We start from the raw sequence: 24,025 nt of genomic DNA, 5'->3' as shown, positions 1-24,025 counted from the left end.
GTGGTATCTCTTTTGAGTGGTGCAAGAATTAGGACTGCCCCCACACGTCTTTGTGAGGACAGTCCCGTTAAAGAAGGGTACTAAATTTGCGGTTCAAAAGTCTGGCAATCGGTTTCTTCTTGATTTGCCGCCTTCTTACCGCGGTGGCTAACGACATAGATGGCATTGGCGGAACATTTGTTACCTTCCGCCCAATACTTACAGTTGTTTACTTCGCATAATACGTCTTGAGCCATTGTGGTACACCTCCTGTATGCATAGTTGTCCCGATTAAGCATAATATAATACTTACATTTCACAGCTAAGTTTTTCCAACACTTTTGTCAGGGATCTGTTCCAACAGAGTGAGCTAGTTACTATTTCCAGTCATGTTTGGATATCAAAACCAGCCTTTTCGTTTGAACCAGGTATACATTAAAACAGCAATGGTTCCCATGATGCCAAGGATAATAAAATAGCCATAGTCCCATGTCAGTTCTGGCATATAGCGAAAATTCATTCCATAAATTCCTGCGATAAATGTGATCGGAGCGAATATCGAAGTAATGATCGTTAAAATTTTCATCACCTGATTGGTTTGATGTGAGGTGAGCGACAAATAACTATCACGAATGTCGTTTGTGATCTCACGGTTTGACTCAACCATTTCCGACAGCTTTAACAGGTGGTCATAAATATCCGAAAAATACTCCCGTCGATCTCGTATTCCCTCTAAGTGATGTGAGTTTAACATACGGTACAGAAGATCACGTGCCGGATTGATGGTATGTCTCAACGTTAACAGCTTGTGACGAATATCAAACAAACGCTCCATCAGAATATTCATGGAACGTATATCTGAGTTATTTTCAATTGCATTCAACTCATCTTCAATTTCGTAAATAAGTGGAAAGTAATTGTCTACAATTTTATCCAATATTTGATAAAAAACGTGGTGTGGGTCCCATTGCTCTATTTTTCCTAGCGTGATCAATCGATTCCATACATGATTTAATTCTTTAGAGTCTTCCATATGAAAGCTAACAATATAATTTTCTCCAATGAAAAAATCAATTTCTTCTGTATGAAGTCCTTTTTGTTTGATTGCGTGTGTCGTATAGAATGTGTAATCATCATAATAATCTAACTTCGGGCGTTGAAGCCCATGAATGCAGTCCTCAATTGCAAGTGGGTGAAACTTTAGAGTCTGATCGAGTTCCTGTATTTCTTTTTCAGTTGGATGATTAAAATCAATCCAAAACCACAAATAGTTTTCATTGTTTATTACTTCTGGAAGCTGGATTTGATGATGTTTTTTATATTGTTGATCGATAGCAATGACTTGGATCATTTTCTTTCCCCTTTAACCCTCTTTAAAATTGATTTAACATAAACTACCATAAAATTGAAGGGGTAGCCAATATTTCAAGGTGTTCACAAGATCACTTTCTCACGTTTTTATTTCTTCAGGCTGCCCGACTAATTCCTTATCCTTGTCTTCTAATCCAATAAGCCAGTAGTTCACAAGCGTCTCTCCATCAATCAATTCAATATTTAAATCTTGCGCATATTGCCGCGCTTTATCTGTGAAATTCCCAGTAGTAACGACGAACCCACCTTTGGCATTCTCTTTTACCATATTGGAGTGGATCAATGCGATCGGTAAATAGTTCATATCTTCTTTAAATGCCTTTACTTGTCCAAGGTATAACCCATCATCACGGAAGTGTCGAATATCTACACCATGATCACCAGATCCTACCGTCACCTCTGCCTCACCACCATAATAGTCCTCGATCACATCTGAAACAAAGTCTTCAAACTCGTGTGCTGTTTGCTTGATAAATAAGTCTGACGTCTTTTCTAGAATTTTACCTGTCTCTGGATCTCGCTTAAAATTAAACCTGGTGTGCAGTCCCATTGCCATCGTCCGTTTCATGTCCCTGCTTTTGTTTAACTGGCGAATAATTTCACGCGCCGTATAGTCATTACGACGCTTTACGATCCATAGATGAACCAAACCAATAATGACCATTATTACAAGTGCTATTTGAATCATGTTGTAACACCCTCCTTTTTGCAACCATTTTTGCCTAAAGGAGAATGGTGTATACGAGGTTACGACAGATTTTAATGGAGTAACACCACCCAATTGCGCTTCCTATTTACAGAATATTGTGATAGGTTTAGAATATTGTGGTAGGTTTAATGTAGAGAAGTTACAAGTAGGAAGGACTGGCCAACACTATGAGAAGGATCTCGCTTCAAACGAAGATTTTGACATTGATTATTTCATTGGTTCTATTTGTAACCATCGTTTTGACAGGGATTATTGCATATATTCAATCACAGCAAACAGAAAGAAATATAGGCCAGCGGGCGCTTCAAGTTGCAACGACTGTCTCTTTTATGCCGACCATAAAAAATGCATTTGAGTTGGAGGATCCTGCAGTAGTGATCCAACCAATTGCTGAGAAGATTCGAGAAATGGTAGGAGCGGAATTTATCGTTGTCGGAAATGCCCAAAGTATTCGTTATTCCCATCCTGACTCATACAAGTTAGGGAAACGAATGGTTGGTGGAGACAATGGTAAAGCGCTAATTGATGGACAATACTATACTTCCAAAGCTGTAGGGAGTCTTGGTCCTTCGCTTCGAGGGAAGGCACCTATTTTTAATGACGAGGGGGAAATCATTGGCCTCGTTTCGGTAGGCTTTATGATAGAAGATATTAAGACGATTGTATTTGATAAACTATTAAAAATAAGCGGATTCTCTCTTCTTGTGATTCTATTAGGGGTGATAGGTGGGATTGCACTAACCCGCAATATAAGAAAAGATACATTAGGGTTAGAGCCACATCAAATTGCATCACTTTATCGGGACCGGAATGCAATCTTACTTTCTATTAAAGAAGGGATTACAGCGATTGATAAAAATGGGAACATTACGATGATGAATGATGCTGCTCAAGAAATTCTTGGTCTATCAGAGGACTGGACAGATAGAAAGATAGAAGACATTTTACCAAATACAAAAATGTATGATGTCTTGAAAACTGGTAAAAAGGAAAAAGATACGGAAATGATTTTGCGTGATCGAGTAGTCATCGTAAATCGGACACCGATCATTGAAAACGGTGAGGTGGTAGGTGTTGTAGCTAGTTTCAGAGATAAAACAGAAATCAAAGAAATGCTTGACACGTTGTCAGAGGTCCGAAGATATTCCGAGGACTTACGTGCCCAAACACATGAATATACGAATAAATTATACGTTTTATCTGGTTTACTTCAGCTTGGTCATTACAGCGAGGCAATCGCGCTAATCCAAACAGAATCCGAAATCAACCAGCATCAAAACAGAGTCCTAATTGGGCAGATCAAGGATCGAACGGTACAAGCTATTTTATTAGGTAAGATAGGCAAAGCTTCAGAAAAAAAGGTAAAATTTGAAATTGACCAAAACAGTTCGTTGAGTGCATTACCAAAGCGGATAGATATGTCCAGTCTCATTACGATACTTGGTAATTTACTAGATAATGCGATTGAAGCGGTGGAATACCAAGAAGAGAAGCGGGTTGTTTTTTTTGCAACCGATGTTGGTAAGGACATTGTTTTTGACATATCAGACAATGGCCCTGGAATAAAAGAAGAACACGCGAAGTTCATTTTTAACAAAGGATTTTCGACAAAAAAGAATAAAGAAGATAGGGGTTATGGGTTGTCGATCGTGCAAGAAGTTGTAGAGGAGCTTCAAGGAGAAATGGAAGTGCATAACCAAAAGGACGGTGGTGCAGTTTTCTCCATTTTTATACCTAAGGAACTAACAATAAAAGAAAGTCGATATGCGTGACGTGATAGGAGGTTTCTTTGATTTATGATACACATTTTGATTATTGAAGATTATTTTAGGGTGGCTGGAATACATGAAAAGTTTCTTGCGAAAATGTCTGGTGTAAAAGTGGTCGGGAAAGCACTTACAGGCAAAGAGGCTATTCAGTTCATGAAGGATCGGGAGGTAGATCTCGTACTCCTAGATATTTTCATGCCTGATATACTTGGTACTACACTGATTGAAGATATTAGGAAGATAAATCCAAATGTGGACATCATTATGATTTCTGCAGCAACGGAAAAGCATCTGGTTGAGGAAACGATTCGACATGGAGTGTTTGACTACATTATTAAGCCAGTTGAAATGAAGCGGTTCATCGCAACGATTGAAAAGTATAAACGAACAAAAAAAGTACTGGATGTTATGGAGGATGTCGATCAATCTTTTCTTGATGACTATTTTGGTCATACAGGGTCTAATGCCTCTAGTGTTGTTAAGCAAACTCCTAAAGGAATTGACCCGTTAACACTTAAAAAAGTAAAGGGGATTATGTATGAAGTCGATGCAGGTATTACAGCAGAAGAAATGGGAACTAAGATAGGTGCTTCAAGAACAACAGCAAGAAGATATTTGGAATATTTGATTTCGATAGGTGAGGGAACTGCAGAACTTGAATACGGAATTGTAGGTAGACCAGAACGAAAATATCGCATGACGAATAAAACATTTTGATAAATAAACGAAAATAACGTATCTTCCCCTTTGATGAACAACCTTTTCCCGTGAACAAAATGAACAAAATGCACACAAAAAATTTATCGATCATTATTTTGAAAACGGTTACTTTTTTGGGTGAGTCATTTATAGTTTTCTTCAGGGACGTAATTCCGTATCCTGTTTAAGTAAAATCAAAAGGGGGAGTCAAGTAATGAAGAAAGCGTTATCCATTTTAGTATTTGCCTTTTTACTATTGTTCCTTGCCGCATGTTCGAGTGGTTCATCTGGTGAAGATGAGAATGCAGGTGGATCTAACTCTGATTCGGGATCTGATGCAGAAGAAAAGGACAATTCATCAGAAGATAATCAAGCTGATTCCGGTGAGTGGTCACCTGAAAAACCGATCGAAATCGTAGCACCAGCGGGAGCAGGTGGTGGATGGGATACAACCGCACGAATGGCTGCAAAAGTATTCAATGAAGCGGGCATTATTGATCAGGACATTGGTGTTGTCAATAAGCCAGGTGGAGGTGGAGCAGTTGGCTGGTCTTACATTGCTGAGAAAGATGGAAGTCCATACAACTTATTCGTTTCTTCTTCTCCAATTTTGTTAGTGCCGCTTAATGGACAATCACAGTATGGTCACGAAGATTTCACACCAATTGCCAACGTCATTGCTGATTACGCTGCATTTGCAGTTAAAGCGGATTCGAAATGGGATAATTTGAACGATTTATTTGATGACATGAAAGAAGACCCATCTAGTGTTACCGTTGTTGGCGCATCTTCACCAGGGAGCATGGATCATATTCAATTTGTGAAAATAGCAAAAGCAGCTGGAGTAGACATTACAAAAATTAAATATGTATCTGATCAGGATGGGGGCGCACTAACTTCATTATTAAATGGTAGTGTCGACGTGTACTCTACAGGTATTGCAGAAACAGTGGAACAGGTGAAAGCAGGTAAAATTAAAGTTTTAGGTATCACAGCTGAAGAGAGGGTCGAAGGAGAAGTGCTATCTGATTTTCCAACAGCTAAAGAACAGGGAATTGATGCTACATTTGTGAACTGGCGTGGATTCTTTGGACCGCCAAACATGGATCAAGCAGCACTTGACTATTATGAGAAAAAGTTTAAAGAGTTAAGTGATTCACCTGAGTTTGCCGATGTCCGAGCAAAGTATGGATGGAATGAAATGTATATGAATAGCCAAGATTATACAGAGTTTCTTAACAACGAAAAGGAATCAATCAAAGGCCTTTTGGATGAATTAGGTCTCGGAAAATAAAAATTTGGTGTTCATAACCTCGAAAAGAAGTGGAGAAGTCAATGATTACGATCATTGGCTTCACTCCTTTTTAACCAGGACTACAGGAGAGCTGAACGGTAACTTTTTTGATGATGGTCTTCATTTGTGGATGCCAATATTGTGTCTTTTGAAACATACGAAACAGGGTGGTGATCGAGTGTTAAAAACAATTAACCAAAAAATTAGCATTGTTCTAATTCTACTAGCAATAGGGTATTTGATCATGAGCTATAGACTTCCATCCTATCCGTACACTCCTGTTGATGCGGATGTGGTACCGAAAGGGTTAGGTTGGTTGCTTATTATTCTATCAATCTTTTTATTTTTCTCAAAAAACACAGAAACAAAAGAGCAAAGAGCTCGTAGGAATATCCCTAAAAAAGAGTTTGCTGTGTTAGGTGCGGTATTTTTGTTTATTTTTCTATATATTTGGTTGCTCGAAATTGTAGGGTTTGTCATTATGACTGGTGTATTCATATTCTTTTGTTCCTGGTTCCTTGGATACAAAAAATATAAAACGAATATAATCGTTTCTGTTCTTTTCCCATTTTTTATGTATGTGACGTTTTCTTATTTTCTTAAGATTAGTTTGCCACAAGGTATATTACCGTTTTAAAGGAGGTAGCATATGGGTTCTATAGAAGGTATTTTGACTGGATTTGAAATTGCCCTCAGCGTAGAAGGCATCTTATTTGTATTAATTGGCGTTTTTGTTGGAACATTTATCGGTATGCTACCAGGTTTAGGTCCTATTAGTGCAATTGCCGTGATGATCCCGATCACATACGGAATGGATCCCGCTCCAGCTTTAGTGATGATGGCAGGGGTTTATTATGGTGCTGTCTTTGGAGGATCGACATCATCCATATTGCTAAACGCACCGGGAATATCGGGTACAGTAGCAACGGCCTTTGATGGATACCCAATGGCACAGCAAGGAAAAGCAGGTAAGGCATTGGCCATCGCAGCAATATCTTCTTTTACAGGGGGAACGGTAAGTGTCATTCTATTAATGTTACTTGCTCCTGCTCTTGCAAGTGTAGCGGTTGCTTTTGGCCCGCCAGCATATTTTGCGTTAATGTTAATGGGATTAACGGCAATTTCTAGTCTATCAGAAGGATCGACCATCAAAGCATTGCTTTCGGCAGTTGTTGGGTTCATGGTAGTGACAATCGGGATTGATGGTCAAACAGGGACACAGCGTTTTACTTTTGGTAATGTAAATCTTTTGGAAGGTCTTGATTTTCTAGTGATTGCACTAGGCCTATTTGCTTTAGCTGAGGTGTGCACTCTCATTCTTAACAGGAAGGATGATTCGGTTAGTAATAGTCACAAGCTCGGAAGTTTGCGGCTTGGAAAAAGTGACTTTAAGGAAATGAAAGGACCGATGGCAAGGCAATCTATTTTAGGATTCTTACTTGGCGTTTTACCGGGTGCAGGTGCAACGATCGCCTCATTTATAGGATATATTACGGAAAAACGTATCGCAAAGAAACCTGAAGAATTTGGTAAAGGCTCGATTAAAGGTCTTGCGGGCCCAGAAACAGCAAACAATGCTGCTACTGGTGGTGCTTTTGTTCCGTTATTAAGTCTTGGAATTCCTGGATCTGGAACGACAGCAGTTATGCTAGGAGCGTTTATGGTGCTGGGTATTCAGCCAGGCCCTTTATTGATGACCGACCGTCCAGAAGTATTTTGGGGAATTATTGCAAGTATGTATATTGGGAACGTGTTTCTATTAATTTTGAATTTGCCTTTAATTCCTTATATTGCACGAATATTACGTATTCCTCGACCATTGCTTATTTCGCTCGTCATTATGTTTAGTATCATTGGTGTGTATGCCATCAGTTTTAACACGTTTGATCTCTACATGCTATTACTATTCGGTGTTATTGGATTTTTAATGAGATTGTTCGCTTTTCCAGCACCCTCATTCATATTGGCGTTTATTCTAGGAGGGATGATGGAACAAGCATTTAGACAGTCTTTAACAATATCAAATGGGAGCCTCATGATATTTATTGAAAAACCAATTTCGCTTTCATTGCTTATTGTATCTGTACTCTCCTTCGTCATTCCGATTGTTCAACAATGGCGTAGACAAAAAAAGGTTAATGAATGAAAGGCATTCAAAAGGTTAATTGGATCAAAGGCAATCAAAAGTTCGTCCTACACGTTGGCTTTTGGTCCCTTTTCATCTTGCTTACTCTGTTCATCGAGACAACCTTTTTATCAGATTTTTCAACTGAACAACAGCTAACCCTGGGCTTACTAGCATTTGCTGTTTACCTATGGATCGCGGCTCCACTTCCATCAGGTGCAACGAGTATTTTACTGTTAGCCTGTATGCTGCTGTTTCAGCTGGTCGATAGAGTAGAAGATGCAGTAGTTGGCTTTTTGTCACCTGCACTTTACTTTATATTTATGCTTTCTATTATTAGTCACGCTCTTGTAAAAGTAAGGATTGATCGTGTTATTGCTCGACTTCTGATCAAAATTAGTAAGGGCGGCCCCCACATAATAGTGGTAGGACTACCTTTGTTCATCTTCATATTTCCGATCCTGCTACCGTCAGCAATTGCTCGTTATAAAATTCTTTTTCCATTGATCCAAAGGCTTAATCAATACTATGGGTATGGAGAAAAAAGTTTATTTAAAAAATATTGCTTGTACGTTATTGGGATGATGAATCAAAAGTCGACGATGATTATTTTCACAGGTGGAGGATTTCCAATTCTAGCTTCTCAGCTGTTCAGGGACTATGGTGTAGCTGATTTAGGATGGTTAGATTGGTTTGTTCGAATTGCGCCACCACTTTGGATTGGGATGCTTATCATCATTTTTTTCGTTTGGCAGTTTTTAAAATGGACCACTCCAAATGATGATTGGCATAACAAGAACCCGTCGATAAGCTTACCCGAACAAGAATCGACAAACCTGCCTCCTATGTTTTGGATAGTTACCGGTAGTTTTGGATTGATGATTTTGACTTGGATTGTGACAGACCAGCAGAGAGTACCGTTAGTTTTGCCACCAATGCTACTCGTTGTTTTTTTTGCTTTGCCAAAGATAGGTCTCATAAATAATGAAGTTATTCGAAACTACGATTGGGAAAATTTTTTGTTACTAGGGTCCTCTTTTTCGATCGGAATGTTAATGGAATCAAATGGAACGGCACAAGCACTAGCAGGAGAATTGATCGGGATTGTCCCGCAAGATGCGAATTTAATTTTTAACGTACTTGCTATCGCTTTATTCGTCTTTATATTAAGATTTTTGTTTGTCGTGCCATCTTCCGCTATGATCGTTATTTTTCCAATTGTTATTTCCTATGCAGAGCTGATCGGCATTCCGCCAGTAGGTTTGGCTTTTTTAGTTGTCATGGTGATCGGCGGGGTAATGATTTTGCCAATTCATTCGCCAACTACGTTTTATGCATTTGAAACAGGAATTTTCACAAAAAAAGAGCAGTATACAATCGGTATTTTTTCAAGTTGTACCGTGATCATTATGGCAATATTAGCTGCACTTTACTATTGGTAAATGGGAGGGAAATGAATGAGTCAAATAAACAAAACAGATGGATTACTTGAAGAAATTGCAGATTATGTATTACATACGGAAATTTCAAGTGATGAAGCAATCCAAACTGCTAACAACGTTTTACTAGATTCACTAGGCTGTGGCTTCTTAGCTCTTAGATATCCAGAGTGTACCAAGCATTTAGGGCCAATTGTACCAAACACTGTTGTCCCAAACGGAAGTAGGGTACCAGGTACGTCTTTTGAATTGGATCCAATTCAAGGAGCGTTTAATATTGGAACAATCATTCGTTGGCTTGATTATAATGACACATGGCTAGCAGCCGAATGGGGGCATCCTTCTGATAATTTAGGGGGAATATTGGCAGCAGCAGACTATATCAGCCGGAAAAATGTATCAGAAGGAAAGGCTCCTCTTATGATGGAGGCTGTATTAGTAGCGACGGTAAAGGCTCATGAAATTCAAGGTGTTTTGGCACTTGATAACAGCCTGAATCGACAAGGACTTGATCACGTATTATTTGTTAAAGTGGCGACGGCTGCTGTTGTAACGGCAATGTTTGGGGGGTCAAGAGAGGAAGTGATAAACGCAGTCTCAAATGCATGGATTGATAGTGCAAGTCTGCGGACATACCGTCATTTTCCGAACGCAGGCTCCCGTAAGTCATGGGCTGCAGGTGATGCAACTAGCCGTGGTGTACGCTTGGCAATGATGGCTGTGAACGGTGAAATGGGATATAGAACAGCGCTTTCTGCACCTAGGTGGGGTTTCCAAGAAGTACTGTTTGGTGGAATGGAACTTACTTTAGCGAGACCACTTGCATCGTATGTTATGGAGAATATCCTGTTTAAAATAGCATATCCCGCTGAATTCCATGCACAAACCGCAGCTGAATGTGCGGTAGAACTTCACCCATTTGTTGCCAATCGTTTGGATGAAATTCGTAACATTACCATTACGACACATGAATCGGCGATACGGATCATTGATAAGCAGGGTACACTCCACAATCCAGCAGATCGAGATCATTGTATACAGTATATTACTGCCATCGGTTTGTTGTTCGGCACAGTTACTGCTGACCATTATGAAGAGGAAGTAGCAAGAGACCCACGAATCGATGAGCTACGAAACAAAATGGATGTGGTGGAGGATAAACAGTACAGTCTCGATTACCTGGATCCTGACAAACGATCAATCGCAAATGCGGTGCAAGTTCATTTCCATGATGGAACATCTACTGATAAGATAGCTCAAGAGTACCCACTGGGACATCGATTCCGTCGAAAGGAAGGGATTCCAAAGCTAAGGGAAAAGTTTAAGTACAATCTAGAAACGCGCTTTCCAATGAAACAAGCAAAAGATATTTATAATTGTTTTGAAGACTTGGATCAATTAAAGAAAATGCCAGTACACAACTTCATGGCTAGGATAGTTATTTCGTTTTGAAAAAGGGGTGAGGAACATTGAGTTGGTTAATACAGGAACAATCGACACAGGAAGAGCTTGCTAGTACATTTCGCACTTTGATGCTAGACGAATCTATTTTAAAGCTACCAGGTGCACATGATGGAATGGCAGCATTGATTGCAAAAAAAGTTGGATTTAGCGCATTATACTTATCTGGTGCATCCTACACAGCAAGCAAGGGAATGCCAGACCTTGGGATGATAACAACAGAGGAAATATCAAGTCGAGCAAAAGACTTGATTAGGGCTACAAATCTGCCACTACTCGTTGACATCGATACTGGTTATGGTGGTGTTTTAAATACGGCAAGAACGGCTAGGGAAATGGTAGAAGCAAAGGTGGCTGCTGTTCAATTGGAAGATCAAGACCTTCCAAAAAAATGCGGTCATTTGAATGGTAAAAGGCTCGTCACCACAGATGAAATGGTTCAAAAAATACGGATTATAAAGGAAGTAGCGCCAAGCCTTGTTGTTGTTGCGCGCACAGATGCGAGTGCGGTGGAAGGCGTTGAGTCTGCAATTTCACGTGCGAATGATTACATTGCTGCGGGTGCCGATGCAATTTTTCCTGAAGCACTAACAGATAAAGCACAATTTGAGCAATTTAAGCAAAAAGTAGCAACACCACTGTTAGCCAACATGACGGAGTTCGGTAAAACGCCATATTACACTGCTCAAGAGTTTCAGGAATTTGGCTACAGCATGGTCATTTACCCAGTCACGTCACTACGTGTGGCAGCAAAGGCTTACGAGCGTGTATTTACAGAAATAGCTGAAAAAGGTACACAAAAAGATATGCTTGCTGACATGCAATCAAGGAAGGAACTCTATGACACAATTGACTATTACAATTACGAATCATTAGATAGTAAAATCGCGAAAACTGTTTTGTAGGTAGGCTTTTGAAAAAATTAGTGGATGCAGGATAAAGATAGAAAGATTTTAACCCCCATTTATACATGGGGGGTTCTGAGTTCTTAGATAATGGTGCGTGGCCATTCTGGAGCATTTCCTATATTTTGATCAATCCCCATTAATTATTGTTGCACATAAGTGCTATATACCAATGTGATTCATTGAGACAAACGCGCAACCTTTTATTTTAACGAACAGTAACTAGATTTAAGTGCAAATTATGCTATAATAAGACAAGATAGGAGGTGAGAATAATGGAAGAACTTCTCAAACAGTTCATGGAACAAATGCATCACCGCTTTGAAAAAGTAGACGCTCGCTTTGACAAGATGGATGAACGCTTTGATAATGTGGATCACCGCTTCGAAAAGGTAGACGAGCGTTTTGATAATGTGGATCAACGCTTCGAAAGGGTAGATGAACGCTTTGATAATGTGGATCACCGCTTCGAAAAGGTAGACGAGCGCTTTGATAATGTGGATCACCGTTTCGAAAAGGTAGACGAGCGTTTTGATAATGTGGATCACCGCTTCGAAAAGGTAGATGAACGCTTTGATAATGTGGATCACCGTTTCGGAATGGTAGATGAACGCTTTGACAATGTGGATCACCGCTTCGAAAAGGTAGACGAGCGCTTTGACAATGTGGATCACCGTTTCGGAATGGTAGACGAGCGCTTTGACAATGTGGATCACCGCTTCGAAAAGGTAGACGAGCGTTTTGATAATGTGGATCAACGCTTCGAAAAGGTAGATGAACGCTTTGACAATGTGGATCAACGCTTCGGAATGGTAGACGAGCGCTTTGACAATGTGGATCACCGTTTCGGAATGGTAGACGAGCGCTTTGACAATGTGGATCACCGCTTCGGAATGGTAGACGAGCGCTTTGACAATGTGGATCACCGCTTCGAAAAGGTAGATGAACGCTTTGATAAGGTGGATCACCGTTTCGGAATGGTAGACGAGCGCTTTGACACGTTAGAAAACGACACTAAGGATTTGAAGTCTGGACAACAAGAATTAAAAGACATACTCAAACATAACATGACATTGCATGCTGAAAGCTATACGAATCTTCATAAAGAAATCCGAGAGCATCGTACAGAAACAAATTCAAAGTTGAAAGAGCTCGAAAGCCTAAACAATCATTAAAAGATAACGCATTCTTCATTTGAACCTCCCTTTTAAATATCTCCAACGACAAAACCTCTATGCCTCAATTCATCTCAGGAGATCACGAACTTTGGAATAAAATTTTTTGTAAAGCCTGAGTGTTGACTCAGGCTTTTTAATGTTATGGTGGATTATAGTGCGGTAGAATGCGTCGTCATCGGTGTTATGAGAACGCATGCGAGTCGAAAAACCGAAAGAACGGGTCGTCATCGGTGTTATGAGGACGGATGCGGGTCGAAAAATCGAAAGAACGGGTCGTCATCGGTGTTATGAGAACGCATGCGAGTCGAAAAACCGAAAGAACGGGTCGTCATCGGTGTTATGAGGACGGATGCGGGTCGAAAAATCGAAAGAATGCGTCGTCATCGGTGATATGAGGACGGATGCGGGTCGAAAAATCGAAAGAATGCGTCGTCATCGGTGATATGAGGACGGATGCGGGTCGAAAAATCGAAAGAATGCGTCGTCATCGGTGTTATGAGGACGGATGAGAGTCAAAAAAACAAGAAAGAACATCCCAGGCATCCAGTTTTCTGAATTATATCAGGCTGACTTGCTTCTGCTTTATATTCTTCTTGATCAACCATTTTAATATGCTATAGTGATGAAGTGTAGTATATTAATAGATATCACTTATTTTAAAATGTGTAATCTCATCTGTTATTCTTCCACTTCTCCCTTTTCCCTTACCAATCAAATTCAATCGTTAGATAGACAACTAGGTGGTGTAAGTATGTTTAAAAATAACTTGTTTCAGAGGTTTTATTATGGATGGGTCATTGTTTTTATTGCAGCATTAGGGGCGTTTTTCTCTGGGCCAGGGCAAACGTATTCTAATTCTATATTTGTTGACGAATACATAAATGACTTTGGTTGGTCTCGTTCTGAAGTATCAGGATTATATTCAATTGCTACACTAATAGCAGGTTTCACCATGATTGTTGTGGGGCGATTTATTGACCGGTTTGGGCAACGGACCATGATGGTTGTCGTCGGTGTATCCTTAGCAGCAGCAACCTTTTTTAATAGTGTAGTATCATCAATGTGGATGTTTGTTGTGGGGATTTTTTTCATACGTTTATTGGGGCAAGGCAGTATGATGTTAATCCCAAATACGTTAGTTGCTCAATGGTTTATTAAGAAAAGGGGGCGTGCGGTCAGTTTTGTCTCGTTAGGAAGCTTTGCTAGTGCAGCGGCGTTTCCAGTTATTAATACTTGGTTAATTCAAACGTGGGATTGGCAGTTTGCTTGGAGATTCTGGGGGGTTATGCTACTTGTACTATTTGTTCCGATAGCATTGTTTGGTGTTCGAAATCGACCAGAAGATATCGGACTTGTTCCAGATGGGAAGGCTGATAAGAACACGAAAGTTTCTATGGGAAAAATGGGCAAATATATTCCGGAAACAGAAGAAAATTGGAGGTTAAATGAGGCCGCGAAAACGAGGGCATTTTGGATGATCTTAATTTGTGTGGGGATTCCATCTATGATTAATACGGGCATTACATTTCATATCATTTCCATTTTCGGTTCCAACCAGCTTCAGCCAGAAGTGGCTGCAATGGTGTTAAGCTTAATGGCAATTGTCGGAATCCCAATGTCATTTGTTTCTGGGTTTATTACAGAAAAAATAAAAACGAATTATCTACTGTTTCTGGTTTTTTTGATTGAAATTGTTTTACTTTTACTGCTGCTAATTATGAGCAATTACCTAATTGCTATTATAGTGGGAATATTGTGGGGAGTAGCGAATGGACTAGGGCGTATTGCTACCAATGTGATTTGGCCGAATTATTTTGGGCGTAGACATATAGGAAGTATCAATGGAGTTGGAGTAACGATGGGTGTTGCAGGTTCAGCATTCGGTCCACTTCCGTTTGGTATTGGATTTGATATTTTCCAAAGTTACACACCCGTTTTGCTATTATCACTCATTTTTCCGTTGATTGGCGTTACTTGCTCGCTCCTTGCAACAAAACCTGTCAAAGCACACGCAGATGGATAGTCTCGTTTGAATGTAAGGATACTGCTAAAATAATAGTTTTGTAAAATGGGGTAACTTTTTGTAATATTCTATTAGTGCGTGTTCAAAAAGTCGGCAAATTAGAAGCAAGCAGGTCGAGGCAGCGTAGTTTTGAGTAGCGCAGCGAAAGCTTGTTGCTTCGAAAGCATTACCTCGCACGAAGAAAAAGTGTTCTTCTTTTTCTGAGGATATGCTTTTAATACGTGAGCAAAAGGAATGCTTCCCTGAATATACTTCGCACGCAGGAAAAGCTGGTTTCTTTTCCAAGCAACGGAAAAACAAGCCATTTAAGGAATACAAGCTAAGACCGCCACGTCCTGTGGCAACGCCTGCATGACCCACATCGTGTGGCCCCGAGATGCGCCGCTTATCATTTGGTGACTTTTTGAACATCCTCTATTATAAAAATTTAAAGAAAGCGGTTGCAACATTGAATTTTATGATAGAATAATATCGTAACTAACATCTAGGAGGGGAAACTATGGGGGATAAGCGAAACGAAGAACTGAATGTTGATGAAGCTATTGGAGAAAAAACGGTAAAGAAACTAGAATTTCGGGGAGGAGTGTTTGTAGCCGCAGTACCACTCGTATTTTTTATTGTATGGGCAATCACATTAAGTGTTGCAGGTCTAGTAACGGAGGAAGCATTAGTACTAGGAATGGTTATGGGTGTTGCAATCGGTTTATTATTTTGTAAATCCAAATGGTCCGATTACGCTCAAAGTTTGTTTTCAGGAATGGCTCAGCCTATAGGCGTTATTGCTGTTATTGCTTGGTTTTGGGCAGGAATGTTTGCAAAACTTTTATCAGCAGGGGGGCTTGTTGACGGATTAATATGGTTTGGATTCCAAACAAACTTACAAGGTGGAACCTTTGTTGGACTGACATTTATACTATCTGCTTTATTTGCAACAGCGGTAGGAACAGGATATGGGACGGTTGCGACCTTTGGTATTTTAATGTATCCAGCTGGAGTTATTTTAGGTGCTGATCCAGTTATTCTGTTAGCTGCAATATTGAGTGGTGCCGTGTTTGGGGATAACCTTGCTCCAGTTTCTGATACAACAATTGTTTCAGCGACCACACAAGATGCGGATGTACCTGGTGTCGTTCGTTCACGATTTAAATATTCGATCACAGCAGCAATTCCAGCATTGATTTTATTTGTTATTGTTGGTGGTGGAGGAGATATTGGAAACACTCAGGTGATTAATGATTTACAGGGACAGGTTTCACCAAATGGCTTATTATTGCTCATTCCTTTTGTACTTGTACTATATCTAGCTTTGTCAGGACATCATTTATTAACTTCATTAACGTGGGGTATTGTTGCTTCAATCGTAATGATTTTCTTATCTGGAACACCGTTAACGGAAGTATTAGCTATTTACAAAGATGATGCAGGTAACGCAGTTGTAGAGGGTGCGTTAATGAGCGGAATTGGTGGCTACTTTAACATGGCAATCTTAATTTTATTTATATTAGCTGCTGCTCATTTAATGGAAGTAGCAGGCACAATGGAAGTAATAAAAAATTATTTCTTGAAAAAGATTAATAATGTCGTTCGACGCGCTGAACTCTCTATTTTTGGAATTGTAGCGTTCTTGAATGTATTTATTACAATTAACACTGCAGCAGAAATTGCAGCAGCACCGTTTGTCCGAAAAATAGGGGAAGAAATGAAACTTCATTCCTATCGAAGAGCAAACTTTTTGGATACGGTATCATCGTCCTTAGGCTATATTTTCCCTTGGAGTGGTGGAGTGTTGTTAGCTTGGGCAACGATTCAAGGTGCAGCAGAAGAATACAACTTCTTACCTGTTATCAATCCAACAGAGGTATTTCCTTTTGTGTTCCAAGGTTGGGGATTATTAATTGTAATGTTGATCGCTGCGATCACCGGCTGGGGACTGCGGTATGAAGGAAAAAATGGCGAAGAAGTAAAACCACAAGATTATACAGGCAAATAGATTATTGCCAATTGAGCCCAAAAGAGAGAAGTGTCTTAACACTTCTCTCTTTTGATTGTATAGAAGTAAAATTTAGAAAAATTAAAAACGCCTTTTGAGTTATACCCAAAAGGCGTAATGAAATCTGATTCCATCACGTGGAGTCAGGGGATAATTAACTTTATTTCTACCGTTTGCCAAACGCTAAAACAGTAGGCTGTTCTGGTTCAACGCTTAATTCTGCTTTTTTATTCTTTCGTGTAGCAAGACGTTCTACAGCAGACAAAATTAAAAAAGTTGCCAAAATAGCTAATGACAGAATGTAAAGAGAAGTTACCATACTCCACATCCCCTTTCCAAATACTTAAATTTCTTCATTTATTAATGAATCTTACTATATAGTATCAAATTTTCCGAATAAGTAAAGCATAAAATTAAAATTCTTTGAAATACCGTCAAATACTTTTCAATGTTGTCATTTTCTCCGAATTTGTTGTGTAGTTCATGTATCGTCGGTGGATCTGCATATCTGGAAGGAGCGGCATATTAGGTTAGGGAGTTCGCGTATCGTTAGTGGATCTGTATAATTGAAAGGAGGAACCGATATAGCCAGAAGGAACGCGCATATTAAGCAAGCTAGGGAATCTGCATATCGTAGATGGAACTGCATATTCGCAGGAGAAACCGCATAATGAACAACAGATGCCCATACCGAACGACAGCCATTTGGTATTTTTTGAACAATCCTTGCAATAATCAATCGAATTGTTAGACGTTTACAAAGCGATTTGTTAACATAAAATGGTCTTGATACAAAGGCTTTCAAAATTGTGAAATACTAAACATACTTACTTAGAAAATGGAAATTAATTATGAGGTTTAGCAATTCTTTAATGATAGCAATCAGAGGAAGGGTGGATGAATTTGAGCACGAACAAACCAAAAATTGTCGTTCTCGGTGCTGGATATGCAGGAATGATGACGACAAAAAGACTTACACAAAAGCTTGGTCCTGAGGAAGCAGAGATTGTATTAGTTAACAAACACAATTATCACTATCAAACAACCTGGCTTCATGAAGTTGCAGCTGGAACCATTAACCCTAATCGCTCAAGAATCATGATTAAAGATGTAATTGACACAAAAAGAGTGGCACTAATACAGGATTCAGTTGTTGAAGTCAAACAGGATGAGCAACGTGTTGTGTTAGAAAATGACGAAATAGGCTATGATTTTTTAGTGATTGGGCTCGGTTTTGAAAAAGCAACATTTGGCATACCAGGAATGGAAGAAAATGCATTTTCAATTGAAAGTGTTGATAAAAGTCGATTGATTCGGGATCATATTGAATATCAATTTTCCCGTTACAAGAATGAACCAGGTGAAAAGGATCATTTATTAACAATCGTTGTAGGTGGTGCAGGATTTACTGGTATCGAATTTGTTGGTGAGCTTGCAGAACGTGTTCCAGAACTTTGTAAAAAATATGATATAGATAAACGTAAGGTTCGCATTATTAACATTGAAGCTGCTCCCTCTATTTTGCCAGGTTTTGATGAAGAGCTCGCAGATTATGCGCGAAAATCGCTTGCATTTAGAGACATTGAATTTAAGTTAGGTGTAATGATAAAAGAGTGCAAACCAGACAGTGTTGTCATAGGCGAAGAGGAAGAAGAAATTAAGGCAGGGACGATTGTATGGACAGGTGGAGTTCAAGCAAATGGAGTGATTGGAAAATCAGGGTTTGAACTAACAAAGGGTAAAGTAACGGTTAACAGTGACTTACGTGCTCCAGGTTATGAAAATATCTTCATCCTTGGTGATTGTTCATGGGTGATGGATGAAGAAAAAGGTCGACCGTTCCCTCCGACAGCACAGCTTGCAATCCAAGAAGCCGATACTTGTGCAAATAATATTTACGCATTACTTTACGGTGGTGAACTGGAAAGCTTTATCTATGATAATAAAGGTACCGTTGCATCACTAGGAGGCCAACATGCAATGGGTACGGTATTCGATCAGAAGAAGTTGTATGGTGTCACTGCAAAGGCGATGAAAAATGTAATTGATGATCGTTACTTATTTTTACTTGGCGGACCGAAGCTCGTTCTAAAAAAAGGCAAGTTTCGTCCATTTTAGAAAAGTAAGGAAGAAGATGTTTCGATGAGGGAGGGAATAATCGTAATGAAAAACTCACTTATTTTCACATTGCTGACGATCATATCTACAGTCGCTTATGTAGTTTTTTCGCGTAGTTTAGAAAACACTAGGGACTTTCGTTAGAAGAATAATGAGTACCACCCTGAGAATGTGTCTTACTTATATGAAGACATTATCAGGGTGGTATTTTTTATTCGTATAGAACAACCGAATGAGCGCGCGAATACAAGCACGCTAGCGTTGCATGGGTGCTTATAGCTTGTTTTTAATCCCTAGGCAAGTGAACACGCACTTAAACACTTATGAATTTCTTCATATTCCTTATTTTTGCCGATTGCTCTAGTTTTTTCATACGGGACGCAAAATAGGTGGTAAGAAACAAGATAAAAATACAGCCAAGAACGACTCCCTGCCAGTTTAGCAGCTTCCAAAAAGGATCTAAATAAAATGGACCGAGACTCCCCCCAATATAATAAAAAATTAAATACAGTCCAGATGCACTTGCTTTGGCATATTGAGCATTTCCACTTACACTCGAACTCGCCACTGAATGTGAAAAAAAGAAGCCAAAACAATTCAATAGCAGCCCACCAATAATGGCAAAAATACTCGGGATAAGGGTAACTAAAAACCCGATCATCATGATAAATATCCCAATCTTAATACAAGAGGATTGTGAAAGGTGATTTGATAGATTACCTGCAACAGGGGAACTAATCGTACCCGCAATATACGTCAAAAATAAGATTCCGATAATACTAGTTGGCAATTCATAAGGAGGGCTGCTCAGCAAATAGGTAACATAATTAAACTGACCGACAAAAATCAAAAAGTGAAGCCCTCCGATGAGATAGGCGAGTCTTAATTTAGTGTTTTTGATATGACTTTTATAATGATTCAAGGCTTCTTTCCAATGAAACGATTTTGGAGTAAAATGCTGTGAGGGACGTAAAAGCAAAATAAAACCAATAAAGAGTATCAAGCTTATGAATCCCATGGTGATAAAGGCGATACGCCAGTTAAATAGATCGGTCATTATTCCGCTGAGGATCCGACCAAACATTCCACCAATTGTGTTCCCACTGATGTATACCCCAATCGCTAGTGCCAATGCATGAGGAGAATACTCTTCTCCGATATACGCAACCGCTAAAGAAGGAAGACCAGCCAATAAGATCCCTTGTATAATACGAATGATGATTAAGACCTCAAAGGTTGGGGCAAAAGCAGCAGAAAAAGTTGCAACCGTTGCAAGGGCCATTGTTATAATCATAATGCCGCGCCTTCCGATACTATCCGAAACAGGCCCATAGAAAAACAACGAAATTCCTAGAGACAGAATGACAAGCGATACAGACATACTCGACATCAGAGGGGATATGTTAAATTCTTTCGTAAGAACAGGTAAAATCGGCTGTGTAAAATATACATTAGCAAAAATGATAAGGGAACCAATGCTTAGACCTATCGTCGTTTTCCAAAACGTTTTTGTACGAGCTTCTATCATATAAACTACCCCTATTCTCTGAAACGTAATTTATCTTCAAATTAATGGGAAAAACCTCTGATTAAATCAGAGGTCTCTATTGTTCTATTATAGTTGCATTCCTATTTTCTGTCGCCCAAGCGAACTCGTTTCAGCGAGCTGAAGCATCGGGGAATCAGGTGGAGTCTCGACCCCACCTGATTGGAATTTCCCACCTACGCTTCGCTAAGAGGTGGGGGTCTAAAACCATTTAAAGATTAACGTAAGTTATAGATTAAGTCAGGTAGCCATAGGCTAATAGCTGGAACATAAGTGATTAGTATCAACCCTATCACTACAGCAATCAACCACGGAAACGCTGCTTTTGTTACATCAATTAACGGCATTTTCGTTATCCCACTAGCCACATATAGGTTCAAACCTACTGGTGGAGTAATCATTCCGATTTCCATATTAACAACCATGATAATTCCAAAATGAATAGGGTCGACACCAAGTGCAATAGCAACTGGGAACAAAATAGGAGCTAAAATGGTGATAATCGCTGTTGGTTCCATGAATTGTCCTGCTATAAACAACAAAATATTAACAATTAAAAGGAAAGTGATTACATCCACATTCCAACCAGTAATGATTCCTGCCAATGCTTGTGGAATCCGTTCTAATGTGAGAATAAACGCGAAAGTCTTAGCCATTGTAATAATAAAAAATAGCATAGCTGTTGTCTTTGCAGAGGCAACTAAAATCCTTGGAAAGTCTTTTAATTGCAAATCCTTATGAATGAATAAACCTACAACAACACCTAAAATAACTGCTATTGCTGCCGATTCCGTTGGCGTAAAGACTCCTGCATAGATTCCACCTATAACTACGATTGGTAAGGACAAACTCCAGATTGCTTTTCTAAATGCTGTCATCCGTTCACCAAATGTCGCTTTTTCGGACTTTGCATAGTTGTTCTTTTTAGCAATAAAAAAGCTAACTGCGGATAATAATAACACCAACAAAATTCCTGGGATAATCCCCGCTAGAAATAGTTTTCCTACTGATTGATCAACTGTAACTGCATATATGATCATCGGTATACTCGGTGGAATAAGAATGCCGAGAGAGCCTGCTGTTGAAATCGAGCCAACTGCATATTTTTTGTCGTAGCCGTGCTTCTCCATCGCGGGGATCATAATCCCGCCAATCGCTACAACTGTTGCAGGCGAAGATCCAGAAATTGCTGCAAAAAGCGCACATGAAATGACTCCAGCAATGGAAAGCCCCCCTGGAATGTGGCCAACCCACACATTCGTAAGGTTAATGAGCCGTTTCGCTACTCCCCCCGTTGTAAAGATATTTCCTGCTAAAACAAAAAACGGGATTGCCATAAGCGGAAATGAATTCAAGCCTGAAAATATTTTTCCTGCTAAGTCCGGCAATGGATCTGTTGTGAAATAAAAAATGGATAAAAACGACGCTAACCCTAAAGCGATGGCGATGGGAAGCCCCATTAACATTAAGAGGAATAGCAAAGAAAATAGAGCTAATCCCATATTGCCTGTTTGAATGGAATAAATAACACCAATGATTAAAGCACCAATTAATAGTATCGATGTGATTCTTTTCGAAATGGAAGGGGGCTTTTCCTGTGTTTGGTTCACTTCATAATTATTATTTCTCATTGAGAGATCCATTAATAAGCACCTTCTTCCTGCTGCAAAATTTCATTAGCTGGTGTTTTGAATACGTGTATGAGTTCTTGGATAAAGCGAATGGTCATTAGTCCAAACGCTAATGGGACAATTAACAGAGGGACATAGAGTGGGATTTCCATTTCAGGTGTAACCTGCCCAAATAATGCGATGTTAATGACTTGTTGAATCCCAAGGATGGTGATGATCGTCGTAAATAAAACACACAACATGGTCGTTATAATTACAAATCCCTTTTGCCATTTCACAGGAAATTGCTTTATCGCAAGATCTACTCCAAGGTGCACCTTTTCACGAACACCGATTGCTGCACCAATTAATCCTGTATAAATAAGAAGGTAAACAACCAATTCTTGTGTAAATCCAAGACTTGATCCAAAAAATTTTCTTAATACAACTTCTATAAACGTTAAAGTAACCGCAACAATTAAAGCAATTCCAACGGTGACTTCTTCAAAACGATTTAATAGCTTATTTAATGTTTTCAATTTACTCACTTCCTTCTCTAAGAAAGGCTATTTTCCTACATTAATTGTTTACCCTATCTTTGGCGGCTTCCCTTATTTTTATTGTCTTAACTTGCCCTATCTCTCAACGAGGATAAAAAGAGGGCCCTCGAGGAAACCCTCTTTTTACAAATCTTAATCCCGAAGTGCTTTTACTGCGTCGATTAAGTCTTTCCCAATTTCGTCTTCAAACTCTTTATAAACCGGATTCATTGCATCGATCCAAGCTTGTTTTTCTTCATCGGACAATTCATAAATCTCTTCAAGTGTGCCATCTTCTTTGATTTTTTCTAAGTTTTCTTCATTTAGGCGCTGACCGTTTTCGCGAACCCACTGTGTTGTTTCATCCAATGCTTTTTTAACGTTTTTACGAATATCATCTGGGAGTCCATTCCAAAATTCTTCGTTCGTGATGACTGCATATCCCAAGTAACCATGATTACTGATCGTCATATAGTTTTGTACTTCATGAAACTTTTTAGAGTAAATATTAGATAAAGTATTTTCTTGGCCATCGATTACGCCTTGTTCAAGCGCACTGTACACTTCACTAAATGGCATTGGTGTTGGGTTTGCGCCAACTGCTTCGAACTGTGATTCAAGAACTTTACTAGACATTACGCGAAATTTCTGTCCTTCAAAATCGGATGGTTTAATAAGTGGCTTTTCGTCTAGCGTCATTTGCTTAAATCCGTTATCCCACATTGAAAGACCTAATAGTTGTTCGCTTTTTAGCATAGAAAACAACTTCCCGCCGATTTCTTCGCTTTCCATTGCTTCCTGAACAGCCTCTGTATTTAGGAATGCAAATGGCAAATCAAATATTTGCCATTCTGGAAATAGCTTCGAAACCTTCGACGTTGCTGGAGCCGCCATTTGAACGTTATTTTGCTGAACAGCAGCTAGTACTTCGTCATCGTTATATAGTTGGGAGTTCGGGAATACTTGTACATCCACTTTATCATCGGTATATTTTTCTGCTAATTCTTCAAACATTGCTGCAGCTTTTCCTTTTGGCGTGTTTTCTGCCACAACGTGAGAAAACTTAATGACTATTTTATCTTCTGATTCCCCTTTTCCTTCTGAACCTGAACCATTGTCGCTTGTGCTCTCTTCAGAACGAGCACCGCAACCAGCTAATAATCCAACGATCACTGCAATCGCTGTAAACCATGTTAAAAATCGCTTCATAAATAGAACCTCCTGTTTTTTTAAAATAATTAAAATATTATGCATTGAACTCATGGTAGCG

Annotated in this window: 20 protein-coding genes; 12 read left to right on the top strand and 8 right to left on the bottom strand. The window is 39.4% G+C overall.

The annotated features are described in order from the left end of the window. Window positions 1–80: 80 nt before the first annotated feature. The 3 genes from NC797_RS02135 to NC797_RS02125 all read right to left on the bottom strand — a co-directional run bounded on the left by NC797_RS02135 (window position 81) and on the right by NC797_RS02125 (window position 2,038). Window positions 81–236: a DUF1540 domain-containing protein gene (locus NC797_RS02135; RefSeq protein ID WP_272434982.1), complete on the bottom strand. Its 156-nt coding sequence runs from the start codon at window positions 234–236 to the stop codon at window positions 81–83. Window positions 237–379: 143 nt separating this feature from the next. Further along, complete coding sequence (corA, locus tag NC797_RS02130) at window positions 380–1,330, bottom strand: magnesium/cobalt transporter CorA (RefSeq protein WP_272434981.1); 951 nt, start codon at window positions 1,328–1,330, stop codon at window positions 380–382. 99 nt (window positions 1,331–1,429) lie between these two features. Then, on the bottom strand, window positions 1,430–2,038 hold the full coding sequence (locus tag NC797_RS02125) for a restriction endonuclease (protein ID WP_272434979.1): 609 nt from the start codon (window positions 2,036–2,038) through the stop codon (window positions 1,430–1,432). 188 nt (window positions 2,039–2,226) lie between these two features. Here NC797_RS02125 and NC797_RS02120 point away from each other — a divergent pair, with 188 nt between their 5' ends. The 11 genes from NC797_RS02120 (at window position 2,227) to NC797_RS02070 (ending at window position 16,942) form a co-directional block, all read left to right on the top strand. Further along, window positions 2,227–3,831, top strand: coding sequence for an ATP-binding protein (locus NC797_RS02120; RefSeq protein WP_272434978.1), 1,605 nt, complete (start codon window positions 2,227–2,229; stop codon window positions 3,829–3,831). 24 nt (window positions 3,832–3,855) lie between these two features. Then, the gene (locus NC797_RS02115; protein WP_272434977.1) at window positions 3,856–4,545 is read left to right on the top strand and encodes a response regulator; all 690 of its coding nucleotides are present in this window, start codon (window positions 3,856–3,858) and stop codon (window positions 4,543–4,545) included. Window positions 4,546–4,741: 196 nt separating this feature from the next. Then, a complete protein-coding gene (locus NC797_RS02110) occupies window positions 4,742–5,821 on the top strand; it encodes a tripartite tricarboxylate transporter substrate binding protein (protein ID WP_272434976.1) in 1,080 nt (359 codons plus the stop codon). A gap of 178 nt (window positions 5,822–5,999) precedes the next feature. After that, window positions 6,000–6,458 (top strand): tripartite tricarboxylate transporter TctB family protein, encoded by a 459-nt coding sequence (locus NC797_RS02105; RefSeq protein ID WP_272434975.1) that lies wholly within the window; start codon window positions 6,000–6,002, stop codon window positions 6,456–6,458. A 12-nt stretch (window positions 6,459–6,470) separates the two neighbouring features. Then, the gene (locus tag NC797_RS02100; RefSeq protein WP_272434974.1) at window positions 6,471–7,967 is read left to right on the top strand and encodes a tripartite tricarboxylate transporter permease; all 1,497 of its coding nucleotides are present in this window, start codon (window positions 6,471–6,473) and stop codon (window positions 7,965–7,967) included. Next, window positions 7,964–9,388 (top strand): SLC13 family permease, encoded by a 1,425-nt coding sequence (locus NC797_RS02095; RefSeq protein WP_272434973.1) that lies wholly within the window; start codon window positions 7,964–7,966, stop codon window positions 9,386–9,388. Before NC797_RS02100 ends, NC797_RS02095 begins: the two co-directional genes overlap by 4 nt. A gap of 15 nt (window positions 9,389–9,403) precedes the next feature. Continuing rightward, window positions 9,404–10,837: a bifunctional 2-methylcitrate dehydratase/aconitate hydratase gene (locus NC797_RS02090; RefSeq protein ID WP_272434972.1), complete on the top strand. Its 1,434-nt coding sequence runs from the start codon at window positions 9,404–9,406 to the stop codon at window positions 10,835–10,837. A 17-nt stretch (window positions 10,838–10,854) separates the two neighbouring features. After that, the gene (gene prpB, locus NC797_RS02085; RefSeq protein ID WP_272434971.1) at window positions 10,855–11,751 is read left to right on the top strand and encodes a methylisocitrate lyase; all 897 of its coding nucleotides are present in this window, start codon (window positions 10,855–10,857) and stop codon (window positions 11,749–11,751) included. 275 nt (window positions 11,752–12,026) lie between these two features. Then, complete coding sequence (locus NC797_RS02080; protein WP_272434970.1) at window positions 12,027–12,926, top strand: tropomyosin; 900 nt, start codon at window positions 12,027–12,029, stop codon at window positions 12,924–12,926. 754 nt (window positions 12,927–13,680) lie between these two features. Further along, window positions 13,681–14,952 carry an MFS transporter gene (locus NC797_RS02075; protein WP_272434969.1) on the top strand — a complete coding sequence of 424 codons (1,272 nt, stop codon included), beginning with the start codon at window positions 13,681–13,683 and terminating at the stop codon, window positions 14,950–14,952. A 499-nt stretch (window positions 14,953–15,451) separates the two neighbouring features. Beyond that, window positions 15,452–16,942: a Na+/H+ antiporter NhaC family protein gene (locus NC797_RS02070; RefSeq protein ID WP_272434968.1), complete on the top strand. Its 1,491-nt coding sequence runs from the start codon at window positions 15,452–15,454 to the stop codon at window positions 16,940–16,942. A 166-nt stretch (window positions 16,943–17,108) separates the two neighbouring features. Here NC797_RS02070 and NC797_RS02065 read toward each other — a convergent pair whose 3' ends face one another. Beyond that, complete coding sequence (locus NC797_RS02065) at window positions 17,109–17,261, bottom strand: hypothetical protein (protein ID WP_272434967.1); 153 nt, start codon at window positions 17,259–17,261, stop codon at window positions 17,109–17,111. Between the two features lie 584 nt (window positions 17,262–17,845). On the opposite strand from NC797_RS02065, the gene NC797_RS02060 reads away from it, so the two are divergent. Continuing rightward, window positions 17,846–19,060 (top strand): NAD(P)/FAD-dependent oxidoreductase, encoded by a 1,215-nt coding sequence (locus tag NC797_RS02060; protein ID WP_417168671.1) that lies wholly within the window; start codon window positions 17,846–17,848, stop codon window positions 19,058–19,060. A 313-nt stretch (window positions 19,061–19,373) separates the two neighbouring features. On the opposite strand, the gene NC797_RS02055 is transcribed toward NC797_RS02060, so the two are convergent. From NC797_RS02055 to NC797_RS02040, 4 genes are all read right to left on the bottom strand, one after another. Further along, complete coding sequence (locus tag NC797_RS02055; protein ID WP_272434965.1) at window positions 19,374–20,588, bottom strand: MFS transporter; 1,215 nt, start codon at window positions 20,586–20,588, stop codon at window positions 19,374–19,376. 236 nt (window positions 20,589–20,824) lie between these two features. Continuing rightward, window positions 20,825–22,249 (bottom strand): TRAP transporter large permease, encoded by a 1,425-nt coding sequence (locus tag NC797_RS02050; RefSeq protein ID WP_272434964.1) that lies wholly within the window; start codon window positions 22,247–22,249, stop codon window positions 20,825–20,827. Beyond that, a complete protein-coding gene (locus tag NC797_RS02045; RefSeq protein WP_272434963.1) occupies window positions 22,249–22,764 on the bottom strand; it encodes a TRAP transporter small permease in 516 nt (171 codons plus the stop codon). Before NC797_RS02045 ends, NC797_RS02050 begins: the two co-directional genes overlap by 1 nt. 144 nt (window positions 22,765–22,908) lie before the next feature. Further along, the gene (locus NC797_RS02040) at window positions 22,909–23,964 is read right to left on the bottom strand and encodes a TRAP transporter substrate-binding protein (RefSeq protein WP_272434962.1); all 1,056 of its coding nucleotides are present in this window, start codon (window positions 23,962–23,964) and stop codon (window positions 22,909–22,911) included. Window positions 23,965–24,025: the final 61 nt, after the last annotated feature.

Source organism: Terrihalobacillus insolitus (assembly GCF_028416575.1).
In the GTDB taxonomy this organism is placed as follows: Bacteria; Bacillota; Bacilli; order Bacillales; family Amphibacillaceae; genus Terrihalobacillus; species Terrihalobacillus insolitus.
This window is presented reverse-complemented; position numbering and strand designations above follow the sequence as displayed.

Bases quoted from the DNA above. Each gene is read 5' to 3' on its own strand.
- NC797_RS02135 (WP_272434982.1), bottom strand. From the start codon at position 236: ATGGCTCAAGACGTATTATGCGAAGTAAACAACTGTAAGTATTGGGCG.
- corA (WP_272434981.1), bottom strand. From the start codon at position 1,330: ATGATCCAAGTCATTGCTATCGATCAACAATATAAAAAACATCATCAA.
- NC797_RS02125 (WP_272434979.1), bottom strand. From the start codon at position 2,038: ATGATTCAAATAGCACTTGTAATAATGGTCATTATTGGTTTGGTTCAT.
- NC797_RS02120 (WP_272434978.1), top strand. From the start codon at position 2,227: ATGAGAAGGATCTCGCTTCAAACGAAGATTTTGACATTGATTATTTCA.
- NC797_RS02115 (WP_272434977.1), top strand. From the start codon at position 3,856: ATGATACACATTTTGATTATTGAAGATTATTTTAGGGTGGCTGGAATA.
- NC797_RS02110 (WP_272434976.1), top strand. From the start codon at position 4,742: ATGAAGAAAGCGTTATCCATTTTAGTATTTGCCTTTTTACTATTGTTC.
- NC797_RS02100 (WP_272434974.1), top strand. From the start codon at position 6,471: ATGGGTTCTATAGAAGGTATTTTGACTGGATTTGAAATTGCCCTCAGC.
- NC797_RS02095 (WP_272434973.1), top strand. From the start codon at position 7,964: ATGAAAGGCATTCAAAAGGTTAATTGGATCAAAGGCAATCAAAAGTTC.
- NC797_RS02090 (WP_272434972.1), top strand. From the start codon at position 9,404: ATGAGTCAAATAAACAAAACAGATGGATTACTTGAAGAAATTGCAGAT.
- NC797_RS02080 (WP_272434970.1), top strand. From the start codon at position 12,027: ATGGAAGAACTTCTCAAACAGTTCATGGAACAAATGCATCACCGCTTT.
- NC797_RS02075 (WP_272434969.1), top strand. From the start codon at position 13,681: ATGTTTAAAAATAACTTGTTTCAGAGGTTTTATTATGGATGGGTCATT.
- NC797_RS02070 (WP_272434968.1), top strand. From the start codon at position 15,452: ATGGGGGATAAGCGAAACGAAGAACTGAATGTTGATGAAGCTATTGGA.
- NC797_RS02065 (WP_272434967.1), bottom strand. From the start codon at position 17,261: ATGGTAACTTCTCTTTACATTCTGTCATTAGCTATTTTGGCAACTTTT.
- NC797_RS02055 (WP_272434965.1), bottom strand. From the start codon at position 20,588: ATGATAGAAGCTCGTACAAAAACGTTTTGGAAAACGACGATAGGTCTA.
- NC797_RS02050 (WP_272434964.1), bottom strand. From the start codon at position 22,249: ATGGATCTCTCAATGAGAAATAATAATTATGAAGTGAACCAAACACAG.
- NC797_RS02040 (WP_272434962.1), bottom strand. From the start codon at position 23,964: ATGAAGCGATTTTTAACATGGTTTACAGCGATTGCAGTGATCGTTGGA.